General features: G+C 54.0%; 20 protein-coding genes and 4 tRNA genes. 15 read left to right on the forward strand and 9 right to left on the reverse strand.

The features are described 5' to 3' along the window. Positions 1-52 precede the first annotated feature (52 nt). Both H3L93_RS09270 and H3L93_RS09275 read left to right on the forward strand, forming a co-directional pair. Positions 53-128: transfer RNA gene (locus H3L93_RS09270), tRNA-Val, on the forward strand. Between the two features lie 42 nt (positions 129-170). Next, positions 171-247 (forward strand) — tRNA-Asp (locus H3L93_RS09275). Between the two features lie 148 nt (positions 248-395). Here the strand turns inward: H3L93_RS09275 and trxA are convergent. Further along, the gene (gene trxA / locus H3L93_RS09280) at positions 396-725 is read right to left on the reverse strand and encodes a thioredoxin TrxA (RefSeq protein ID WP_003793764.1); all 330 of its coding nucleotides are present in this window, start codon (positions 723-725) and stop codon (positions 396-398) included. Positions 726-922: 197 nt separating this feature from the next. On the opposite strand from trxA, the gene H3L93_RS09285 reads away from it, so the two are divergent. After that, complete coding sequence (locus tag H3L93_RS09285; protein WP_040558292.1) at positions 923-2,260, forward strand: anaerobic C4-dicarboxylate transporter; 1,338 nt, start codon at positions 923-925, stop codon at positions 2,258-2,260. A 72-nt stretch (positions 2,261-2,332) separates the two neighbouring features. Here the strand turns inward: H3L93_RS09285 and H3L93_RS09290 are convergent, their stop codons facing one another. Beyond that, positions 2,333-2,605, reverse strand: coding sequence for a hypothetical protein (locus tag H3L93_RS09290; RefSeq protein ID WP_003793759.1), 273 nt, complete (start codon positions 2,603-2,605; stop codon positions 2,333-2,335). Positions 2,606-2,653: 48 nt separating this feature from the next. Next, entirely contained in the window at positions 2,654-3,853 is a 1,200-nt protein-coding gene (gene pncB, locus H3L93_RS09295; RefSeq protein ID WP_182077721.1) for a nicotinate phosphoribosyltransferase, read from the reverse strand. Here pncB and H3L93_RS09300 point away from each other — a divergent pair. Further along, positions 3,836-5,932 (forward strand): tetratricopeptide repeat protein, encoded by a 2,097-nt coding sequence (locus tag H3L93_RS09300; RefSeq protein WP_182077685.1) that lies wholly within the window; start codon positions 3,836-3,838, stop codon positions 5,930-5,932. The two genes, pncB and H3L93_RS09300, sit on opposite strands and share 18 nt — an antisense overlap. Positions 5,933-6,054: 122 nt before the next feature. Here H3L93_RS09300 and H3L93_RS09305 read toward each other — a convergent pair whose 3' ends face one another. Further along, a complete protein-coding gene (locus H3L93_RS09305; protein WP_003793752.1) occupies positions 6,055-6,213 on the reverse strand; it encodes a hypothetical protein in 159 nt (52 codons plus the stop codon). A gap of 35 nt (positions 6,214-6,248) precedes the next feature. Here H3L93_RS09305 and H3L93_RS09310 point away from each other — a divergent pair, with 35 nt between their 5' ends. The 6 genes from H3L93_RS09310 (at position 6,249) to H3L93_RS09335 (ending at position 10,235) form a co-directional block, all read left to right on the forward strand. Next, entirely contained in the window at positions 6,249-6,830 is a 582-nt protein-coding gene (locus tag H3L93_RS09310; RefSeq protein ID WP_003793751.1) for an outer membrane lipoprotein LolB, read from the forward strand. A 173-nt stretch (positions 6,831-7,003) separates the two neighbouring features. Continuing rightward, positions 7,004-7,867 carry a 4-(cytidine 5'-diphospho)-2-C-methyl-D-erythritol kinase gene (gene ispE, locus H3L93_RS09315; protein WP_003793750.1) on the forward strand — a complete coding sequence of 288 codons (864 nt, stop codon included), beginning with the start codon at positions 7,004-7,006 and terminating at the stop codon, positions 7,865-7,867. A gap of 98 nt (positions 7,868-7,965) precedes the next feature. Beyond that, positions 7,966-8,041: transfer RNA gene (locus H3L93_RS09320), tRNA-Gln, on the forward strand. A gap of 30 nt (positions 8,042-8,071) precedes the next feature. Beyond that, positions 8,072-8,147 (forward strand) — tRNA-Gln (locus H3L93_RS09325). A 219-nt stretch (positions 8,148-8,366) separates the two neighbouring features. Then, on the forward strand, positions 8,367-9,353 hold the full coding sequence (locus tag H3L93_RS09330; protein ID WP_155803100.1) for a ribose-phosphate pyrophosphokinase: 987 nt from the start codon (positions 8,367-8,369) through the stop codon (positions 9,351-9,353). Positions 9,354-9,662: 309 nt separating this feature from the next. Continuing rightward, complete coding sequence (locus tag H3L93_RS09335) at positions 9,663-10,235, forward strand: 50S ribosomal protein L25/general stress protein Ctc (RefSeq protein WP_003793746.1); 573 nt, start codon at positions 9,663-9,665, stop codon at positions 10,233-10,235. Between the two features lie 73 nt (positions 10,236-10,308). Here H3L93_RS09335 and H3L93_RS09340 read toward each other — a convergent pair whose 3' ends face one another. Further along, the gene (locus H3L93_RS09340) at positions 10,309-10,842 is read right to left on the reverse strand and encodes a hypothetical protein (protein WP_003793743.1); all 534 of its coding nucleotides are present in this window, start codon (positions 10,840-10,842) and stop codon (positions 10,309-10,311) included. Between the two features lie 159 nt (positions 10,843-11,001). On the opposite strand from H3L93_RS09340, the gene sppA reads away from it, so the two are divergent. Together sppA and H3L93_RS09350 are read left to right on the forward strand one after the other, a co-directional pair. Next, complete coding sequence (gene sppA, locus H3L93_RS09345; RefSeq protein ID WP_003793739.1) at positions 11,002-12,003, forward strand: signal peptide peptidase SppA; 1,002 nt, start codon at positions 11,002-11,004, stop codon at positions 12,001-12,003. 279 nt (positions 12,004-12,282) lie between these two features. After that, positions 12,283-12,981, forward strand: a complete 699-nt coding sequence (locus H3L93_RS09350) for a YceI family protein (protein ID WP_040558094.1) — start codon at positions 12,283-12,285, stop codon at positions 12,979-12,981. On the opposite strand, the gene H3L93_RS09355 is transcribed toward H3L93_RS09350, so the two are convergent. The 3 genes from H3L93_RS09355 to H3L93_RS09365 all read right to left on the reverse strand — a co-directional run bounded on the left by H3L93_RS09355 (position 12,968) and on the right by H3L93_RS09365 (position 15,009). After that, a complete protein-coding gene (locus tag H3L93_RS09355) occupies positions 12,968-13,105 on the reverse strand; it encodes a hypothetical protein (protein ID WP_003793733.1) in 138 nt (45 codons plus the stop codon). The genes H3L93_RS09350 and H3L93_RS09355 overlap by 14 nt on opposite strands. Before the next feature lie 114 nt (positions 13,106-13,219). Then, positions 13,220-13,684 carry a DUF1877 family protein gene (locus H3L93_RS09360; protein WP_003793732.1) on the reverse strand — a complete coding sequence of 155 codons (465 nt, stop codon included), beginning with the start codon at positions 13,682-13,684 and terminating at the stop codon, positions 13,220-13,222. Between the two features lie 131 nt (positions 13,685-13,815). Beyond that, complete coding sequence (locus H3L93_RS09365; protein ID WP_003793729.1) at positions 13,816-15,009, reverse strand: amino acid aminotransferase; 1,194 nt, start codon at positions 15,007-15,009, stop codon at positions 13,816-13,818. A 251-nt stretch (positions 15,010-15,260) separates the two neighbouring features. Here H3L93_RS09365 and H3L93_RS09370 point away from each other — a divergent pair, with 251 nt between their 5' ends. Then, complete coding sequence (locus H3L93_RS09370) at positions 15,261-15,479, forward strand: hypothetical protein (RefSeq protein WP_003793728.1); 219 nt, start codon at positions 15,261-15,263, stop codon at positions 15,477-15,479. Between the two features lie 277 nt (positions 15,480-15,756). Here the strand turns inward: H3L93_RS09370 and ribF are convergent, their stop codons facing one another. Next, a complete protein-coding gene (ribF, locus tag H3L93_RS09375) occupies positions 15,757-16,704 on the reverse strand; it encodes a bifunctional riboflavin kinase/FAD synthetase (RefSeq protein ID WP_040558093.1) in 948 nt (315 codons plus the stop codon). Positions 16,705-16,849: 145 nt separating this feature from the next. Between ribF and H3L93_RS09380 the strand changes: the two genes are divergently transcribed. Next, on the forward strand, positions 16,850-17,599 hold the full coding sequence (locus tag H3L93_RS09380; RefSeq protein WP_040558287.1) for an amino acid ABC transporter permease: 750 nt from the start codon (positions 16,850-16,852) through the stop codon (positions 17,597-17,599). 286 nt (positions 17,600-17,885) lie between these two features. Then, positions 17,886-20,960 (forward strand): formate dehydrogenase-N subunit alpha, encoded by a 3,075-nt coding sequence (gene fdnG, locus H3L93_RS09385; protein WP_003793720.1) that lies wholly within the window; start codon positions 17,886-17,888, stop codon positions 20,958-20,960. The last annotated feature ends 11 nt before the right edge of the window (positions 20,961-20,971 follow it).

The following is a 20,971-nucleotide window of genomic DNA, read 5'->3' on the forward strand; positions in this document are numbered from 1 at the left end:
CAAAACGCAGTTTTTGGTTTAATGCCGTCTTTCGCTGAACGGCGGAAACAATGGGTGATTAGCTCAGTTGGTAGAGCGTCTGCCTTACAAGCAGAATGTCGGCGGTTCGACTCCGTCATCACCCACCATTTTTTTATCGGTTGCTTTTGTAATTATTAGCAATTGATTGCGCGGTGGTAGCTCAGTTGGTTAGAGTACCGGCCTGTCACGCCGGTGGTCGCGGGTTCGAGCCCCGTCCACCGCGCCAAAATTTGAACCGCATCCGATACATAATGGATGCGGTTTTTTTGCGGCCGGCGGTCTTGCCTATTGCCCATGTTGCCAAAAAGGCAGCCTGAAAACGTTTTCTGTTTTCAGGCTGCCTTTTGTTGTTTATGTGTGTGTTTCGGTTTTTGTTATGCAATAGATGCGTTCAAGAAGGCTTCAAGCTGCGGTTTGGCCAATGCGCCCACTTTGTTGGCAACGTTTTTGCCGTCTTTGAAGACAATCATGGTGGGGATGCCGCGGATGCCGAACTGGGCGGGCACGCCTTGGTTTTCGTCCACATTCATTTTGGCGATTTTCACTTTGCCGTCGTATTCTTCGGCAAGCTGGTCCAGAATGGGGGCAATCATTTTGCAAGGCCCGCACCATGGTGCCCAAAAATCCAGCAGCACGGGAACGGAAGATTGCAGCACTTCGGCTTCAAATGTGGCATCGGTTACATGGATGATTTTGTCGCTCATTTTGTTTTCCTTAAATAGGGTTAGTGGGTTTGGACGGCTAAGATAAGGCTTTGCGGGCGGGATTGCAAGGGGAATTGTTTTTGATTATTTGCGAAATAGTGTTTTGTGGTTTTCAGGCTGCCTTGGCGGGGTTGGGTTTTTCAAAGTGTGGATAAGTGTTAAAATACGTTATTGTTTGTTTACAAATGGAGCTGATTATGTTGTTCGCGATTCAATTTGCGATTGTTTTGTTGTGTATTTTGGTGGGGGCGCAAGTGGGCGGCATCGGCTTGGGCGTGTTCGGCGGCTTGGGCTTGGCGGTGCTGACCTTCGGTTTCGGTTTGCAGCCCACCAGCCCGCCGATTGATGTGATGCTGATGATTATGGCGGTGGTGTCTGCGGCGGCGGCGATGCAGGCATCGGGCGGTTTGGATTATATGATTAAGGTGGCAACGCGCATTTTGCGCCGTAATCCGAAGCACATTACCTTTATCGCGCCGATGGTTACTTATTTGTTTACGGTGATGGCGGGCACGGGTCACGTGGCGTATTCGGTGCTGCCTGTGATTGCGGAAGTGAGCCGCCGCAACGGCATCCGCCCCGAGCGTCCGCTGTCGATGGCGGTGATTGCGTCGCAATTTGCGATTATCGCCAGCCCGATTGCGGCGGCGGTGGTAGCAACGGTGGCGTATTTGGAGCCGCAGGGGATTCATTTGGGCGATGTGTTGATGGTTACTGTGCCTTCTACCATTTTGGGGATTGGCTTGGCGTGCGTGATTGTGAACAAGCTGGGCAAGGAGTTGAAAGACGACCCCGAATACCAACGCCGTTTGCAAGACCCTGAATACGCGGCGGAATTTGCAGCAGCGGAAACGGATACGGACGACAAGATTGTGGTGGGCAAAAATGCCAAGCTGTCGCTGGGCATTTTCTTGGCGGCTTCGTTCTTGGTGGTGGTGATGGGCATGATGCCGTCGTTGCGCCCCGCTTTTGCGGATGATTCCGGCGCGATGAAGCCGCTGGGCATGGCGCATACGATTGAGATTGTGATGCTCTCGGCGGGTGCGTTGATTTTGTGGTTTTGCAAACCTGATAACCATGCGGTTACCAAAGGCTCGGTGTTCCATGCGGGGATGCGCGCGGTGATTGCGATTTTGGGCATTGCTTGGCTGGGCGACACGCTGATGCACGCGCACATGGCGATGCTCAAAGAGGCGGTGTCCGGCTTGGTGAACGCTGCGCCGTGGACGTTTGCTTTGGCGTTGTTTGTGTTGTCGGTGCTGGTGAACAGCCAAGGGGCAACGGTGGCGACGCTGTTTCCGCTGGCGATTAAATTAGGCGTGCCTGCGCCGATTATCATCGGCACGTTTGTGGCGGTAAACGGTTATTTCTTCGTGCCGAACTATGGCCCGATTATCGCGGCGATTGACTTTGACACCACGGGCACCACCAAAATCGGCAAGTTTATTTTCAATCACAGCTTTATGATTCCAGGCTTGCTGAGCTTGGCGTTTAGCTTGGTGTTTGAGCTGGCGTTGGCGAAGATGCTGTTATGATGGATTGACTGGATGGTTTTCAGGCTGCCTGTTGCGTGATAGGCAGCCTGAAAATTTATTTTGGATGAACTGTTACTGCTCCATTTTGCTTTTCAGGCTGCCTCTATGCGGTGAGGCAGTCTGAAAATGTTTTGTGGATGATTGTGTTGGATTGGTTTGGGCGGCGTAAGGCAGCCTGAAATGAGTGAAGTGTGTTTCAACGATGCCAAACCCGTTTTCAGGCTGCCTTGAAGCATTGAAGCATTGTTTTTGGCGATGAAACGTTGTCGTTCCATATTGGATTTTCAGGCTGCCTACTACTTGCGATAGGCAGCCTGAAAACCTATTTAGGATGGCTGTTGGCATAACCCATATCGGCAGCCTGAAAATAAATTCCTCCGTTTTCAGGCTGCCTCACTCATCCTGCACATCAAACACTTGGCGCAAGTAAGCAAGGAAAGTGTTGTTTTGCGTAAGCGTTTTGCCAGGGCTGTCGGACAGCTTGGCAACCGATTGCCCGTTGCATTCCACCAGCTTCAACACGATGTTCAGCGGCTCGTGCCCCATGTCGTTGGTCAGGTTGGTGCCGATGCCGAAGCTGGTTTTAAAGCGCCCTTTGAAGTATTGGTGCAAGTCCCACGCGCGTTCCAAATCCAGCCCATCGCTAAACGTGAGCATTTTGGTGCGGCTGTCGATTTTGAGCTTTTGGTAGTGCGCGTAGGCTTTGTCGCCCCACACATAGGGGTCGCCGCTGTCGTGGCGCAAGCCGTCAAACAGCTTGGCGAAATAGAGGTCAAAATCGCGCAAAAAGGCATCCATGCCCACCACATCGGTGAGCGCGATGCCGAGGTCGCCGCGGTATTCGTGCACCCATGCGTCCAGCGCGGCTTTTTGGAAATCGCGCAAACGCACATCCAGCGCTTGAAAGGCTTGCAAGAATTCGTGCGCCATTGTGCCGATGGGGGTAATGCCGAGTTCTCTGGCAAGATAAACATTGCTGGTGCCGCGCACCACATCGGGGGCAGCCTGAATAAAGGCTTGTATCACATGGCGTTGCCATGCAAGGTTGTAGCGGCGGCGCGTGCCGAAGTCAAAAACCAGAAACGGCGGCGTGTTAGGCTGCTGCAATGCGTCGTATTGTTTGAGCAAGGCAACCTTTTCTTGCAGGCGGCGTTCGCCTTCCGCCAGCACGGCGGGGGTTTCCAAGCGGCGGAAATACAGCTCGTTCACAATCGCCAAAATGTAAATCTCAAAAAACATCGCTTGGATAACAGGGCCTTCGATGCGGATGTTGAGCCGCCCTTGCTCGTCGCCCCAAATTTGCACGAAGCGGCGTTTGAGCTGAAACAGCTCCAAATAATCCAGAAAATCGGATTTGATGAAACGCAAACCGCGCAGGTAGCCCAGCTCGTCTTGGCTCAGGCGCAGTTCGCACAGGGCGTTGAGTTCCTGTTCCAGCTCGGGGATGATGTCGGCAAGCGGATAAACGGTTTCTTTGTTGCGGCAGCGGAATTCATACACGCCGTGCGCTTGGGGGAAACGGTGCAACACCACTTGCAACATGGTGAATTTGTATAAATCGGTATCCAGCAGGGATTGGATAATAGGCATGATAACGCCTCTTATTTGGGGAAAACACGGATTGTAATGGATATGACGGCGATGGTGGGGATTTTAGCCCGGCGGCCGAGTTTTGCTTTTCAGGCTGCCGATTGCCGCCGCAAAGGCAGCCTGAAACCGGCGCGGTGCGTTTCAGCCCGCCCACACGCCTGCCCTTTCCCCCGCTTGGCAAACAATGATAAAGTTACACCCTTTCAACCAACCCGCATGCCGCCGCAAGCCATTCACCCACATCCCAACAAGAGACCCGCTATGCAACGCACCACCCAAACCCTTATCGCCCTCGCACTCTCCCTTGCCTTCGCAGGCAGCCTGAACGCCGCGCCCACCTCCGGCAGCCGCATCTACCGCCCCGCGCCCAAATACAAGCTCACCCAAGCGGAGCGCGCCCAAGAAGACCAACGCCTCAGCCAAATCAGCAAACGCAGCCAAAGCCTGTTTGCCCTATCCTCCGCCGAAATGGCGCTCACCAAAGGCGACGTGAAATCTGCCATCGGCTTATACATCTACACGCTCAACCAAACCAAAAGCTCCGATGTCGCCGAGCGCGCCATGGACATCGCCATCGAAACGCATAATTACCCCATCGCCGAAGCCATCTACCAAGAATGGCGCAAAATTGAGCCCAACCCCAGCGCCGCGCAAAAACGCCTTGCATGGGTGCGCGCCCTTGCGCTGGGCGACACCGCCACCATCGTTGGCACGCTTAAAGAAACCCTTGCCAGCGCCGACGAAGCCCAACGCAGCCGCGCCTTCCTGCTGCTTGCCCAAGCCGCCCTGTCCAAAAACGACCTGCTGGTGCAAGGCAAAACCGTTGTGCACGAAGCTGCCTTGCAATACCCCGACTTGCCCGAAGCTGCCGTTGCCGATATTTTCTTCAACAGCGGCGACGAAGCCATTGTGATTGCCGCGCTGCAACGCCTTGCCAAACACGATGCCGAAATCTCCCCGCCCACCCAGCTCACGCTGCAAGTCATCGTGCAAAACCACCCCAAAGTCCTGACCAAATTCTTTGAAAAAACCGACCTCAGCACGCTGTCGCCCGTGTGGCAGCAGCTTGAAATAGAAAGCCTTATCCACAACGGCGACTACCGCAAAGCCCAACGCAAGCTAGACAAACTGATTGCCAAAGACCCCAAAGCCGAACTCTATTTTCAGGCTGCCAAACTGGCGAACAAACGCAATCCCAAAAACATCAGCGACACCGCCCTGAACTACACCCGAGCCTACCAAATCGGCACATCCGAACAAAAATACCAAGCCGCCCTATCGCTTGCCCTGCTCTACGCCGGCAACCGAGACTACGACCAAGCCACCCAATGGGCGCAAAAAATTGATTCCGCCGACAACATCACCGACCGCGAAACCCTGCTCGCCAGCCTAGCCAGCGAACAAAAAAACTGGACGGTTGCCCTGCAACACGCCAAAACCGCGCTCGACAGCCAAATCACCAGCAAAAACCCCGTTTTCACCCACCAAGAAATCAGCAGCCTATACGCCTACATCCTCACCCAATCGCAGCCGCCCGAACAAGCCCTTGCCGAAATCAACCGACAGCTCGCGCAACTGGACACGCAAAAATCCAGCCCCACCTACGCCATAGAACGCTCATCGCTCATCTACCAACGCGGGCTGCTGTATTCCGACAAACTGGGGCAGCCTGAAAAAGCCGTTGCCGACTTCCGCACCTATCTCATCCACAACCCCGACAGCGCGCAAGGACAAAACGCCCTCGGCTACAACCTGCTAGACATGGGCAAAGCCCACCTGCCCGAAGCCATAGCGCTCATCAGCGCCGCCTACCAAAAAGAACCCAACAACCCCCAAATCATGGACAGCATGGGCTGGGCACACTACCAAAACGGCGAATACCAAAAAGCCCAAACCCTCCTCACCCAAGCCTACGAGCAAGACAAAAACGCTGAAATCGGCGCACACCTCGGCGCGGCGCTCTGGCAACTGGGCAAACACCGCCAAGCCAAAAAAATCTGGCAAGCCAGCTGGCAAAAAGAAGCCGGCAACCCCGCGCTGCAAAAAATCCTCAAAGAATTCAATATCAGCTTTGAGCAATAGTTTTCAGGCTGCCCTACCGGAATGCGGTACATCATTCCAAAGGCAGCCTGAAAAGCCGTTCAACCACATTCAACCCCCAAAGGCAGCCTGAAAAACGAAATCCAGCGTAGCCAAACCCCGTTTCAGGCTGAAACCTTTGCAAAACCTACAACCAATGGAGCGTCGGCGGCTCGCCGACATCTCTTGGCAAACCAGTCAGTCATGCTCTGCTTAATCAGCCATTTGGCGGCGAGCCGCCGCCGTTCCATTCTAGATTTCAGGCTGCCGTTGGAGTTTTGCAAAAATTTCAGACTGCCTCATCCCAAAAAGCCCCACCATGAAAAACACCATCAAAACCCTCGCCCCCCTCGCCCTAACCCTCCTGCTCACCGCCTGCCCCAGCCACACTCCCCCCTCCCAATGGCAGCCCGCCAAACAAGCCCAAAACTTCACCGCCACAGGGCGGCTCAGCGTCAAACAAAACGACAAAGGCAGCTACGGCAACTTCGACTGGACGCGCACCCCCGCCGTAGAAACCATCAACATCAACACCCCGCTGGGCAACACCATCGGGCAGCTCTGCCAAGACCTCCAAGGCGTCATCGCCACCGACGCCAACGGCAAAACCTACCAAGCCCCTACCCCCGAGCAACTCAGCCAACAACTGCTCGGCTACCAAATCCCCATCCAATACCTGCACACATGGGCAACCGGCGGCTACCTCCCCAACCACCCCCACAGCACCGAAGCAGACGGCAGCCTGAACCAGCTCGGCTGGAACATCAGCCGCACCACAAACCCCAACGGCACACCCCGCACCCTGCAACTCAAAAACGACCAACTCACCATCCGCATGGTCATCAGCGAAATCAGTCCCATCAGCGACACCCCCGCCTACTGCACCGCCCGCCATATCTAGCCCATCATCAAACCCAAAGGCAGCCTAAAAAACCATTGCCCACCTATTTTCAGGCTGCCTCTTAGGTTTTATCCACGTAGGATGTGTGGCTCTGCCACGCACCATTAACCATTGCCAATCCACGCACAGCCAAACCCCATACTCCACTCGCATTCCAACCAGAAAGCCCCACCATGCTCCCCCCCCATCTCCCCCACTACCCCGCCCCCGCCAAACTCAACCTAGACCTCCGCATCATCCGCCAACGCCCGGACGGCTACCACGACATAGAAAGCCTCCTCACCCTCATCAACCTCAGCGACACCCTCGCCATCGCCCCTCGCCGCGACAACCAAATCATCCTCCACACCCCCACCCCCAACGTCCCCCCCGCCCAAGACCTCACCATCCGCGCCGCCCACGCCCTACGCCAAGCCGCCCAAGGCAGCCTGAAAACGAGCTTCGGCGCAGACATTTGGCTACACAAAACCATCCCCATGGGCGGCGGACTCGGCGGCGGCAGCTCCAACGCCGCCACCGTCCTTATCGTCCTCAACCACCTCTGGCAACTCCACCTATCCCAAGAACAACTCATCCAAATCGCCATCCCACTCGGCGCAGATGTCCCCTTCTTTATCTACGGACAAACCGCCTTCGCCCGCGGCATTGGCGAACAACTGCAACCCATCGCCATCCCTGAACAACACTACGTCCTCGTCCACCCCAACGCCCACATCCCCACCGCCCAAATCTTCCAACACCCCCACCTCCCCCGCAACAGCCCCAGCACGCCCAACCCCAGCTACGCCGCCCTGCAACCCCTGCGCAACGACATGCAAAATATCGTCCTGCAAAACTACCCCCCCGTTGCCGCCGCCTACCGCCAACTGCAAGCCTACGGCACCCCACGACTCACCGGCTCGGGCGCATGCCTGTTCCTGCCCACCGACAGCCTGGAAGCCGCCGAATACATCCGAAACCAACTCTCCCCCAACCTAGAAAGCTGGGCAGTCAGCCCCCTGCCCATCCACCCGCTTAAAACATATTTCCAAAAATAAACAAGCCCCTACCCGCAACATCGCACCCCCATCTTGACAAAACCACACAAAATAACCATAATGCGCGCTTTCATTTTTTCAACATAAATGAAAACCGTTGGGGAGTCGTCAAGCGGTTAAGACACTGGATTTTGATTCCAGCATGCGAAGGTTCGAATCCTTCCTCCCCAGCCAAACATCTCCTTAGATTTAAAACAAAACCATTGGGGAGTCGTCAAGCGGTTAAGACACTGGATTTTGATTCCAGCATGCGAAGGTTCGAATCCTTCCTCCCCAGCCAAAATTAAGCGCGTATAGGCAACTATATGCGCTTAACCCTTTTTCAGGCTGCCTGAATACGATGCCCGCCATCACAAAGCGTTTACGGAAAATTAACAAACCTAACAAAGCCTAACCCAATTCACGTATAATACCCGCGCTCAATGGAGCAAGTAACCCAACTGTAAAAGGAAGCACCATGTTTCCTACTTCAATCCAAACCCAAACCGCAGGTGAAGAAATGGCTTTTGACAGTTTAATGGTATTCACAGGCAACGCGAATCCCGAGTTAGCACACCGCGTCGCCAAACACTTGGATACACCCCTAGGCAACGCATCCGTAACCAAATTTTCCGACGGCGAAATCGCCATTGAGCTGCTGGAAAACGTGCGCGGGCGAGACGTATTTATCTTGCAGCCCACTTGCGCCCCCACCAACGACAACCTGATGGAAATTCTCACCATGGCCGATGCCCTCAAACGCGCATCCGCCGCACGGATTACCGCAGCCATCCCCTATTTTGGCTACGCCCGTCAAGACCGCCGCCCACGCAGCGCGCGCGTGCCCATTTCCGCCAAACTGGTTGCCAATATGCTCGCCACCGCAGGCATAGACCGCGTTTTAACCGTTGATTTGCACGCAGACCAAATCCAAGGCTTCTTTGATATTCCTGTGGACAACATCTACGCCACTCCCATTTTGACGCACGATGCGTCCAAGCAGCATTTTGAAAACCTGATTGTGGTGAGTCCTGATATTGGCGGCGTGGTGCGCGCGCGTGCCGTTGCCAAAATGCTCAACTGCGATTTGGCGATTATTGACAAACGCCGTCCCAAAGCCAATGTTGCCGAAGTAATGAACATCATCGGCGATGTTTCAGGCAAAACCTGCTTGATGGTGGACGACATGATTGATACGGCAAACACCTTATGCAAAGCCGCATCTGCCTTAAAAGAGCGCGGCGCAGAGCGTGTACTGGCCTATGCCACCCACCCCGTCTTTTCAGGCGCGGCGATTGAGCGCTTAAACTCATCGGATATCGACCAAGTGGTCGTAACCGACTCCATTCCGCTTTCCGATGCGGCGCGCGTGAGCAGCAAAATCCGCCAAGTCAGCATCGCGGGCTTGCTGGCGGAAACCATCCGCCGCATCAGCAACGAAGAATCGGTTTCGTATCTTTTTAATGAAGAATTGGTTCAACCTGGCTCGCTGTTTTTGCCAAGTTGATTCGCTTTTTAAGGCAGCCTGAAAATGCCTTAATACAGCTTTTCAGGCTGCCTTAATCTTGTTAAGCTAGAACCTGTATTCACTTATTTGCATAGATAGATTTTATGACATAAAAGCGCGGATACAAGGCAAAAAGCACAGCAAGGTTGTACACCTTGCGCGCATTTTTAACGCAGTAGCCGCGTTTTTAGGGCATAAAAGATACCCATGAAAATAGTGAATACAGGTTCTTAGGTTTAACGCACCGCAGAGTTGGTCGCAGCTCGGTAGCGGTTTTCTTTTTTAACTTTTATTTTTTAAGGATTGACCATGTCTATTCAAATTCAAGCAACTGTTCGTGAAACGCAAGGTACGGGTGCGAGCCGCCGTCTGCGTAAAGAAGGTCTGGTGCCCGCCGTGGTTTACGGCGTGGGCGAAGCGCAAGCGATTGCGGTGGACCACAAACAAATGTTCTACGCGTTGGAAAAAGAATCGTTCTTCACCCAACTGTTGAAACTGAACATCAACGGCAAAGAGCAAGATGTCATCGTGCGCGATTACCAAATGCACCCTGTTAAACGCCAAGTGCAACACATTGACTTCCAAGCGGTAAACGTAAACGAGCCTTTGCGCATGCGCATTCCTGTTCACGTTGTGAACGCAGAAAAATCCAAAGCGGTTAAATTGCAAAGCGGCCGCGTGGCTTTGCTGACAACCGTGGTGGATGTGATTGTTGATCCGAAAAACATCCCTGCGGCGATTGAGCTGGACTGCGAGAACGTGGAGGCGGGCGACATTTTGCACTTGTCTGATTTGAGCTTCCCCGAAGGCGTGCAAAGCGTGGCTTTGAAACGCGGCAGCAATTTGGCAATTGCCAATGTGAGCGGCAAAAAAGGCGCGTAATCTAACGCTTTAAAACAAAAAAGGCAGTCTGAAAACGAGAAATACCGTTTTCAGACTGCCTTTTCGTTTGCGTTTAACCATCCGTGTGCAGGATGGTTTGGGCGGGGTTTTCAGGCTGCCGGTTGTGCGGCGGCACGGCAAAGGCAACCCGTTTGCGCAGCCGCCGCTGTTGCCGCCAAACGTTCCATGCCAGCAACACAAGAAAAGGCTGGCAGGCGGCAACAATCAGATAGCGCAGCGGGTCGGCGGCGATGTGGAGCCTGCCTTGCAGCGCGTTGGCGATTGCCCAGCCCCACAGCCACACCGACGGCAGCGAAAAAGCAAGCACCACGAGCATGGCGCTCACGCGCGGGATGGTGGGGGCGAGCAGGTAGCCGTGGCTGCCGAGCCTGTGCATTTTGAACAGCGACAAAATGGACAGGATAACGAGCAGCGCCATGCCGCCGTTCACCAGCACCTGTATCCAGCCAAACGCGAATTCGGGCGAAACGGGCAAGCCGTCGTTGGGCGCGGGCGTGGCGGCGGGCAGCAGCGCGTTTTTCACGTTGAGCGCGACATTCCACGCCAAATCAAGCATCACAATCCATGCGGCCAAGCGTTTTATCATGTGTGTTTCCTGTTTTCAGGCTGCCAAAAGGAGGGGCATTCTAGCATTGTTGCGGATGCGGAAACAGGGTTCGCCCGCCCTGCCCCGCCGATTGGCTGATGCAGGCAGCCTGAAACATCATTACAATAGCGTTTTTTTCATTTTTTAAGGAATCGCATCATGCCCTTTCGCCGCCGCAACCCCGAACAATCTTTGCCCGTTGATGATGAAAAATGGGCGCAAACCACGTTGAAAGACGTGCTGTTTGCCGCGTATCAAGAGCAGCGGCGGGCGCGTTTGTGGCGCAATATTTGGCGCGGCATCGCCGTGTTAGTTTTCTTGGCGATTGTGGCGGGTTCGCGCACGGGCAACGGCAACCACCCGAATGTGTCGGCGGGCAAGTTCACCAATATGCAGAAACCGCACACGGCGGTGGTGAACCTGAAAGGCGTGATTGGCGGCAACGACGAGCACGACCAAGTGAAGATTCTGCGCGAGGGCATGGAAGCGGCGTATAAAAACAATAATGTGAAAGCGATTTTGCTGCGCGCCAATAGCCCCGGCGGCTCGCCCGTGGTGTCCAATATCGCGTTTGAGGAGATTCGCCGTATGAAGCGCGAACACGCGGATATTCCCGTTTATGTGGTGGCGGAAGATGTGTGCGCTTCGGGCTGCTACTACATCGCGGCGGCGGCGGATAAGATTTACGCCGACCCGTCCAGCCTGATGGGCAGCATTGGCGTGATTGGCAGCAGTTTTGACGTAACCGAGCTGATGCAGAAAATCGGCGTGAAGCGCCGCGTGCGCATTGCGGGCGACAACAAAGGCATGGGCGACCCGTTCACGCCCGAATCGCCCGAACAGCAAGCGATTTTCCAGCAAATGCTTGACCAAGTGCACGCCGAATTCATCAAATCGGTGCGCGAAGGGCGCAACGGCAAGCTGAACGAAAAAGCGTATCCCGATTTGTTTAGCGGGCGCGTGTTCACCGGCATCGAGGCGAAAAAAGCAGGCTTGGTGGACGATTTGGGCAATATTTACAGCGTGGCGCGCGATGTGGTGAAAGCGCCCGATTTGGTGGACTACACGCCTGAAAACAACGATTTGGCATCGCTGTTGCAACGGGGCTTGGGCGCGCGGGTGCAGTTGAAATTGGAGGAATGGCTGCAACAGGGCTGGTAATATGTTTTCAGGCTGCCTTGGGATGGCAAAGGCAGCCTGAAAATAGGGTTTTTCACATGGCTAAAACGGCTTATAGTGCAATCTTCTGCGTTGCACCATAAGCCGTTTTTAGCGCGGGACAACAGTTTTTGTTTATCACTATTGCGATATTTAAAAATAAAAACTATAACGATGCCGATAGTGTGTAAAAATTTTCATGTCGCAATTAGATGTTTTGCCGCTATAAAATGCATCAATGCGGCATCTTTTTAGTTTTTAATTTCTGCAAAGGACCTCGTTATGAAACATAAACTTCTCCCGCTTTCTTTATTGTGCACGCTGGCGCTAGCCGCCTGCAACCCGCCGCAGCCCGCAGCCAACGCGTCTGAAACAGCGGCTTCGTCTGCCATGACTAGCCAGCCGATGGCGGCAAGCAGCGCGTCCATGAGCGGCAACGCCACGCAAGGCGCGGGCAACTGGGTTTCTAACGACAACCAAGTGCGCTTCACCAGCAGCAAAACCAACAAGCAAAACAAAACCATTGACGAAGAATCGTCTTTTGCCACATCTGCCGCCCAATTGTCTGCCGATGGCGCGTTTAGCATGAGCGTGGACCTTGCCAGCGTGAAAACCAATATTGACCTGCGCGACGAACGCCTGCGCGATTGGGTGTTTGAAGTCGCCCAGTTTCCCAAAGCCGAAATCAGCGGCAAAATCGACATGAACGCCATCGGCAGCCTGAAAACGGGCGACAGCCTGCAACTGAAACAGCCGCTCACGCTGGATTTGCACGGCAGCAAACAAGACATTGAAGCCGAGCTGACGCTCAAACGCGGTGCCGACAACAGCATCAGCGTGGCAACCGCGCAGCCTGTTGTGGTGGACGCGAAAAAATTGGGCATGAGCGGGGGCGTGGCGAAGCTGGTGGAAGTGATGGGGCTGGCATCGATTAACGAGCAGATTCCCGTTACCTTCAACGGCACGTTTACGCGCCAGTAAGCATCAACCCGCACGCGCCATGCAAAAGACCGTTTGAACGCTCAACATTCAAATGGTCTTTTTGCTTGCGGCAGCCTGAAAACAGGCTGCGGGCGTTTTCAGGCTGCCTGAGCGGTTTTGGCATTCAAGGCAGCCTGAAAACCCATCCATTCAGCAAAAAAACCGTTTGGTGTAGTGCCAAACGGTTTTGTTTTCAGGCTGCCTCACATCACAAAGGCAGCCTGAAACCGTATCTGCATCACATCCGCGACACCATCACGCCCGCGCCCAACGCGGCGGCTTGGCGGTAAAACGCGCGCAGTTCGGCAAAACATGCTTGGCAACGCGCGCGCAGACCGGCGGTATCGTCTTGGCGGTCGTAGCCTTGCAACGCGGCGGCGTGTTGCGTGATGAGTGCGTTTATATCGGCGCGGTCTAACGCGGCGGCGATTTCGGCAACCCGCGCGGCGGGTGTGGCGAAAACGGACGCGTCAAACGCATCGTCTTCATCGTCCGCGCCCAAGAGCACGCTGCCGATAACGGCTTCGCTGAGCGGGTCGCCGTCGATGAAATCATCTGCGCCGGTTAAGGCAAGGTGCAGCAGCAGGCTGTCTTTTTCCAAGCCGTATTCGGCAAGTTCGGTGTCGTTTTCGCCGTCGCCATCGCGGATAACGGCATCAATATAGTCAGCGGGATAGGCGGTGTAGTTGGCGATGATACCCATGGGGTTTCCTTTCGGTTTCGGTTTGGTTTCGGAATTTCAGGCTGCCTGATGATAACGATAAGGCAGCCTGAAAGCGAGTTTACGAGCTTCTGCGAAGCTAAAACCGACTTTCAGGCTGCCTCAACCGTGTTTTACAACACCTTCACAATACACTCGCACAAATAGCGAATATTCGCCTCGGTAATCCCCGCCACGTTAATCCGCCCGCTGCGCACGGCGTAGATGGCGAATTCGTCGCGCAGCCTGTCCACCTGCTCGGCAGTCAAACCGCTGAACGAGAACATGCCGTTTTGGCGCACGATAAAGCCGAAATCTTGTTTCGCGCCATATTCTTGCAGCAAATCCGCAAATTTTTGCCGCATGGTTTTGATGCGCGCGCGCATTTCGTCCAGCTCGGCAATCCATTGCGCTTTGAGTTCCGCGTCTTGCAACACCATTGCCACCGCGGATGCGCCGTGCGACGCGGGGTTGGAATACAGCGTGCGAATGATGACTTTCACTTGGCTGAACGCCCGCGCGGCGGTTTCTTCGTTGTCGGCAACCAGCGTGAACGCGCCCACGCGCTCGTTGTACATACCAAAATTTTTGGAATACGAGCTGGCAATCAGCACTTCGCGGTTGTGTTGCAAAAAGACGCGCAAGCCGTAGGCATCTTGTTCCAAGCCGTTGGCAAAGCCTTGATAGGCAAAGTCAAACAGCGGCAGCCAGCCTTGCTTGGCAGCCATTTTTGCCAGCGTTGCCCATTGCTCGGGAGTGGGGTCTATGCCGGTAGGGTTGTGGCAGCAGCCGTGCAACAGCACCACGTCGCCCGATTGCGCTTGCGCCAAATCGGCCATCATGCCGTCCCAATCCAGCCCGTGCGCGGCGGCGTCGTAGTAACGATAGTCGCGGATGTTGATGCCGACGGCTTTGAAAATGGCGTTGTGGTTGGGCCATGTGGGCGCGGAAATCCACACGTTTTGCGCGGCGGTGTGGCGTTTGATAAATTCGGCGGCGATGCGCAATGCGCCTGTGCCGCCTAGGCTTTGCGCGGTTTTGGCGCGGCGGCTGGCGATGATTTCGTGGTCTGCGCCAAATAGCAGCTCTTGCGTGGCGGCGTTGTAGGCGGCTACGCCGTCGATGCCGAGGTAGTTTTTGCTGTTTTCGCTGGCGAGCAGGCGGGTTTCGGCGGCTTTGACGGCGCGGAGAATGGGGGTTTGCCCGTTGGCATCTTTGTACACGCCGATGCCGAGATTGACTTTTTCGGCACGGGTTTCGGCTTTGAAGGCTTCGCCTAAGCCTAGAATGGGGTCGGCGGGGGCGGCGGAGATTGAGTCAAAAAACATGGGATTTCCTTTGTTTACGGGGTTGAGACGGGAAAATTATACGCTGGATTGGGGCGCGGTGGGCACGATGAGGCAGCCTGAAAACTGCGGGCTGCAATGACAATGGCAATGAAGACCAAACGAATTTGAGCAAAGCGGGGATGGAATGTGAACGGTGCACCGTTGCTGCTTTGTTTTGGGTGGCTTGCGGAAGGGGGGAAATATGGTTTCAGGCTGCCTCTGCGGATGGGTATATCTAGGGCAGCCTGAAAATGGATGGGTGCGTGAACGCGGGCGCAGATGTTGGGCAGCCTGAAACGCTTATCCGCGTTTCTTACGGCTTGCTGGCACGCCGTGCGCTGGCATGGTGGATGGTGAGGTGGATGGGGCGATACGCCATTGTTGCAGCACCGTGGCGAACTTTGTTTTCAGGCTGTCTTTACTTGCAAACCAACCATTTGGCGATGAACCGTCGCCGTTCCATCGCGTAATCTGTTTTCAGGCTGCCTCTGTATTGTAAGCAGGGTTAGGCAGCCTGAAACGGTGCAACGCTACACAAACCTATTTTCAGGCTGCCTTTACTTGCAAACCAACCATTTGGAGATGAACCGTCGCCGTTCCATCGCGTAATCTGTTTTCAGGCTGCCTCTGTATTGTAAACAGGGTTAGGCAGCCTGAAACGATGCAACGCTACGCAAACCTGTTTTCAGGCTGCCTTTGATGCTGATTAGGCAGCCTGAAACCATGTGTAGCCGTGTAACCCCATTTTCAGGCTGCCTCTGCATCTCGATGCGCCTGATACCACGCCCTCGCCGTTTCAATATCCTGCGCAATTTGTGCTTGCAAATCGGCAATACTGTCAAACTTGGCTTCATCGCGCAGTTTGTGCAAAAAGGTTACTTGGATGCGCTCGCCGTATAGGCAGCCTGAAAAGTCAAACAGATGCACTTCCAGCTTGGCTTCGGGTGTGTGCGACACGGTGGGGTTGGTGCCAAACGATGCCACGCCCGCGCATTCGCCAAAGCTGCCCTTGGCGCGCACCACAAACACGCCGCTCAATGAATAGCAGTGCAGCGGCAAATGCACGTTGGCGGTGGGGCAGCCGATGGTGCGCCCCAGCTTTTTGCCGTGTTTCACATGCCCGCTTAATGTGTAAGGATGCCCGAGCATTTGGTTGGCGGCGGCAACATCGCCCAATTGCAAGGCTTGGCGGATGGCGGTGCTGCTGGCGCGTTCGCCCGCAATCAAAATGCTGGGCGTGCGCTCGGTTTCAAAATCGCGTTGCGCGGCAAGCAGGTTGAAATCGCCGCCGCGCCCTTTGCCAAAGCGAAAATCGTCGCCAATCAGCAAATAGCGCGTGTTGAGCTGCGCGCGCAAAATGGTTTGGATAAATTGCTCGGCGGTTTGCGCGGCAAATTGCGGGTTAAAGCGTTGCACCCACACGCTGTTTACGCTGCCCGTTTGCTGCAAAAGCTGGATTTTGTCGCGCAGCGGTGTGATGCGTTGCGGCAGCGGGCGGTTGGCTTGGCGGCTAAAAAATTCGTTGGGCTGGGGTTCAAAAATAATGGCGACGCTATGCAACTGGCGTACTTGGGCTTCGCGGGCAAGGCGTTGCAGAATGTGGCGGTGTCCCGTGTGCACGCCGTCAAAATTGCCGATGGTTACGGCGCTGGGCGGCAGCGGCGCAGGAAGTTGTTGTCCAAACCAGATGTTCATAGTTAATTTAGGTTAAAAAAAGAAAGAATTGTAAGGGAGTTGGTGGGTTTTGTGGATGCTTGCTTACAAGTTTTCAGGTAAAATCATCCGTTTTTACGTTGTTTGTATTGGCTGGTTTTTTATGATTGCAGATATTTGCGCTAACCTGAATTTTCGCTGCGATGTGATTTACGAATATCGCCATATGTTCTTAACGGGGGCGGTTGCCACCGTGGTCATTACGGTGATTGCTACGTTGTTTGGCACAATTTTGGGCACGATTGGCGCGCTAATGCGGATTATGCGCTTTGAAAATGGCAATGTGTTTATGCGCGCGTTTGCGTGGCTTTGTCGCACGATTTCTTGGCTTTATATAACGTTTTTCCGCGGCACACCGATGTATGTGCAGATTTTTATTTGGTATTTCGTGTGGTTTGTGGCGTTGGTGCATCCGCAGCACGGCTTGATTGTGAGCGGGTCAGAAGCAGTGGCGTTGCGCCGCGAATATGGCGCGTGGATTGCAGGCTGCTTGGCTTTAACGGCTAACACAGGTGCATACATCACCGAAATCTTCCGTGCAGGCATTCAATCCATTGACAAAGGGCAAATGGAAGCCGCCCGCTCATTGGGGCTCACTTATCCGCAAGCCATGCGCTTTATTATTCTGCCGCAAGCGTTGCGCCGTATGCTGCCACCTTTGGCAAACGAATTTATCACGCTGCTGAAAGACAGCTCGCTGCTGGCGATGATTGCCGTGCCCGAGTTGGCGTATGTGCAAAAAACCATTTCGGGGCGGTATTCCATTTACGAAGAACCGCTGTACACCGTGGCATTGGTGTATTTGGCGATGACGATTTGCTTATCCGCATTCTTCTCTTGGCTGGAAAAACGGTTTAGCACGGGGCATCGGAAATAGTTTGATAAACCATGTGAGGCAGCCTGAAAACGTGTTGAGTGCGTTTTCAGGCTGCCTTGCTTATCCACCCAAATAACTAGTTCACCACAATACAAAGAGTTAATAAGCGTAAAAACCGCACATATTCTTTTAACAAAAATCAACAATTCAAGTAAAATAACATCCAATTACACCAATAAGCCGAGTTTCACCAGCGGGGTTTGCTCAACTAAGCCAAAAGAACAACCCCAGTGATAAACCCGCCAAAAAGGCAGCCTGAAAAAGCCGCCTACACAAGGAAACAACCATGAACGTAACCAGACGGCAGTTTTTCAAAGTAACTGCTGCGGGCGCGGGCGCAACTACTCTTGCCGCCGTGGGCTTAATGCCCACCAATGCGTTTGCAGAAGTTCGTCAATACAAGCTCTCAGGCGCATCTCAAGCGCGCAACAACTGCACCTACTGCTCCGTGGGCTGCGGCACTATCCTATACAGCATGGGCGACGGCGCAAAAAACGCCAAGAAAAAAATCTTTCACATTGAAGGCGACCCCGACCATCCCGTGTCGCGCGGCTCGCTGTGCCCCAAAGGCGCATCGCTGATTGATTTTGTCAACAGCCCCAACCGCATTCCCTATCCCGAAGTGCGCGAACCGTTCAGCAACGAATGGAAACGCATCTCGTGGGAAGAAGCGCTCGACCGCATCGCCCGCCTCATCAAAGACGAGCGCGACGCATCATTCCAAGAAAAAAATGCACAAGGCGTAACCGTAAACCGCCTTGAAACCATCGGCATGCTGGCGGCATCGGCATCATCCAACGAAACAGGCATTCTCACCGTTAAATTCTCCCGCGCATTGGGCTTGATTGCGCTGGATACACAAGCGCGCGTGTGCCACGGTCCCACCGTATCCGCCTTGGCATCCACCTTTGGGCGCGGCGCGATGACCAACACCTTTGTGGACATCCAAAACGCCGATTTCATTATGGTGATGGGGGGCAACGCCGCCGAAGCGCATCCCGTGGGCTTCAAATGGGTGATTGAAGCGAAAAAACGCAAAGGCACCAAGCTGTTTGTGGTGGACCCGCGTTTTAACCGCACCGCGTCGGTTGCCGATTTTTACGCGCCCATCAGAGCAGGTTCAGACATCGCCTTTTTGGGTGCGCTGATTAACTGGCTGATTGAAAACGATAAAATTCAATGGGAATACGTTAAAAACTACACCAATGCTTCGTTTATCGTGGCAGATGGTTTTGATTTTAACGATGGCTTGTTCACAGGCGCAAAAGACCCCAATGGGCAGCCTGAAAACACCCACGGCTCGTTCTACAACAAAGAAACATGGTTCTACGCGCTAGACGAAAACGGCTACGCCCAAACCGACCCCACGTTGCAACATCCGCGCTGCGTGTTCCAAATGATGAAAAAACATTATTCCCGCTACACGCTGGATATGATGACCACCATTTGCGGCACCAGCAAAGAAGATTTCCTCAAAGTAGCCCAAGCATGGGGCGAAATGTCCGCGCCCAACAAAGCAGGCACAATTTTGTATGCCCTCGGCTGGACGCAACACTCCTACGGCTCGCAAAACATCCGCACCATGGCGATGATTCAGCTTCTGCTGGGCAATATTGGGATGTCGGGCGGCGGCGTGAACGCCCTGCGCGGACACTCCAATATCCAAGGCTTGTCGGACTTGGGCTTGCTGTCCACTTCTTTACCAGGTTATCTGAACCTGCCCAGCGAAAAACAAGCCACGCTGCAAGATTATCTCAACGCCAACACGCCCAAAGCCTTGCAGCCTAACCAATTGAACTATTGGAAAAACACGCCCGCCTTTTTCGTGAGCTTCCTGAAATGGATGTATGGCGATAACGCCACCGTCGAAAACAACTGGGCGTATGACTGGTTGCCCAAATACGAAAAAATGTACGACATCTTGCAGATTACCGAAGATATGTATCAAGGCAAGATGAAAGGCTTGTTAGTGCAAGGCTTTAACGCGCAAGGCTCGTTCCCCGATGCGCATCGCGTAACCGAAGCGTTCTCCAAGCTCAAATTCATGGTGGTGATGGATCCGCTGAAAACCGAAACCGCATCGTTCTGGGAAAACCACGGCGATGCACACGCCACCGACCCCAGCAAAATCGGCACTGAAGTTTTCAGGCTGCCTACGCCATGCTTTGCCGAAGAAGAAGGCTCTATTGTGAACTCTTCGCGCTGGCTGCAATGGCACCACCCTGGCGCAGATCCCTACGGCGAATCGCTGCCCGATTTGGACATCATGGGCGAGCTGTATCAACGCATCAAAGCCTTGTATGAAAAAGAAGGCGGCAAATTCCCCGATCCAATTACTAAATTGTCGTGGAAATACGCCAAATCGCACGCGCCTAGCCCTGCCGAAATGGCAAAAGAATCCAATGGCTATGCCTTGGCAGATTTGAAAGACGCCGATGGCAACATCATCCGCAAAAAAGGCGAATTGCTAGATGGCTTTGCCCAACTGCGCGATGATGGCACTACCGAATGCGCCACATGGATTTTCTCTGGCTCGTGGACGCAAGCGGGCAATCAAATGGATAGACGCGACAATACCGACAGCGGCTTGGGCAACACGCCCAAATGGGCATGGGCTTGGCCAGCCAACCGCCGCATTTTGTATAACCGCGCTTCATGCGACCCCAGCGGCAAGCCGTGGGACGAACATCGCCAGCTTATCCGATGGGATGGCGCAAAATGGACAGGCGCAGATGTTTCCGACTTCAAAGCCGATGCTGCCCCCGATAGCGGCATGAATCCGTTTATCATGAACGAAGAAGGCGTGGGGCGTTTGTTTGCCGCGCGTAAACTGGTGGACGGGCCGTTCCCCGAGCATTACGAGCCATTGGAATCGCCCATCGGCACCAACCCCTTGCACCCCAAAATCGTGCAAACGCCTGCCATGCGTGTGTTTGACAGCATCAAAGACCGCATCGGCAAAGCCGAAGAGTTCCCTTATGTTGCCACCACCTATCGCCTAACCGAGCATTTCCAATTTTGGACGAAATCCGTGAAATTGTTGATGATTGGGCAGCCTGAACAATTCTGCGAAATCAGCGAAGAATTGGCAAAAGAAAAAGGCATTGAAAAAGGCGATTGGGTGAAAATCATCAGCAAACGCGCGTGGATTAAAGTGCGTGCTGTGGTTACCAAACGTGTGAAACCCTTAACCATCAACGGCAAAACCGTACATCAAATCGGCATTCCGTTGCATGGCGGTTGGGAAAACGTATCTGGGCAAAAACAGTTTATCGTGAACACGCTCTCGCCATTTGTGGGCGACTGCAACACGCAAACGCCTGAATACAAAGCATTCTTGGTAAACATTGAAAAAGCATAAGGAGCGGCACC

Source organism: Kingella oralis (assembly GCF_014054985.1).
Classification (GTDB): domain Bacteria; phylum Pseudomonadota; class Gammaproteobacteria; order Burkholderiales; family Neisseriaceae; genus Kingella_B; species Kingella_B oralis.

Coding starts and splice junctions, on each gene's coding strand:
- fdnG (WP_003793720.1), top strand. CDS start 17,886: ATGAACGTAACCAGACGGCAGTTTTTCAAAGTAACTGCTGCGGGCGCG.
- H3L93_RS09340 (WP_003793743.1), bottom strand. CDS start 10,842: ATGATAAAACGCTTGGCCGCATGGATTGTGATGCTTGATTTGGCGTGG.
- H3L93_RS09290 (WP_003793759.1), bottom strand. CDS start 2,605: ATGCCAACAGCCATCCTAAATAGGTTTTCAGGCTGCCTATCGCAAGTA.
- H3L93_RS09285 (WP_040558292.1), top strand. CDS start 923: ATGTTGTTCGCGATTCAATTTGCGATTGTTTTGTTGTGTATTTTGGTG.
- H3L93_RS09365 (WP_003793729.1), bottom strand. CDS start 15,009: ATGTTTTTTGACTCAATCTCCGCCGCCCCCGCCGACCCCATTCTAGGC.
- H3L93_RS09310 (WP_003793751.1), top strand. CDS start 6,249: ATGAAAAACACCATCAAAACCCTCGCCCCCCTCGCCCTAACCCTCCTG.
- H3L93_RS09335 (WP_003793746.1), top strand. CDS start 9,663: ATGTCTATTCAAATTCAAGCAACTGTTCGTGAAACGCAAGGTACGGGT.
- ribF (WP_040558093.1), bottom strand. CDS start 16,704: ATGAACATCTGGTTTGGACAACAACTTCCTGCGCCGCTGCCGCCCAGC.
- H3L93_RS09350 (WP_040558094.1), top strand. CDS start 12,283: ATGAAACATAAACTTCTCCCGCTTTCTTTATTGTGCACGCTGGCGCTA.
- H3L93_RS09355 (WP_003793733.1), bottom strand. CDS start 13,105: ATGCCAAAACCGCTCAGGCAGCCTGAAAACGCCCGCAGCCTGTTTTCA.
- H3L93_RS09370 (WP_003793728.1), top strand. CDS start 15,261: ATGGATGGGTGCGTGAACGCGGGCGCAGATGTTGGGCAGCCTGAAACG.
- H3L93_RS09330 (WP_155803100.1), top strand. CDS start 8,367: ATGGCTTTTGACAGTTTAATGGTATTCACAGGCAACGCGAATCCCGAG.
- H3L93_RS09360 (WP_003793732.1), bottom strand. CDS start 13,684: ATGGGTATCATCGCCAACTACACCGCCTATCCCGCTGACTATATTGAT.
- sppA (WP_003793739.1), top strand. CDS start 11,002: ATGCCCTTTCGCCGCCGCAACCCCGAACAATCTTTGCCCGTTGATGAT.
- trxA (WP_003793764.1), bottom strand. CDS start 725: ATGAGCGACAAAATCATCCATGTAACCGATGCCACATTTGAAGCCGAA.
- ispE (WP_003793750.1), top strand. CDS start 7,004: ATGCTCCCCCCCCATCTCCCCCACTACCCCGCCCCCGCCAAACTCAAC.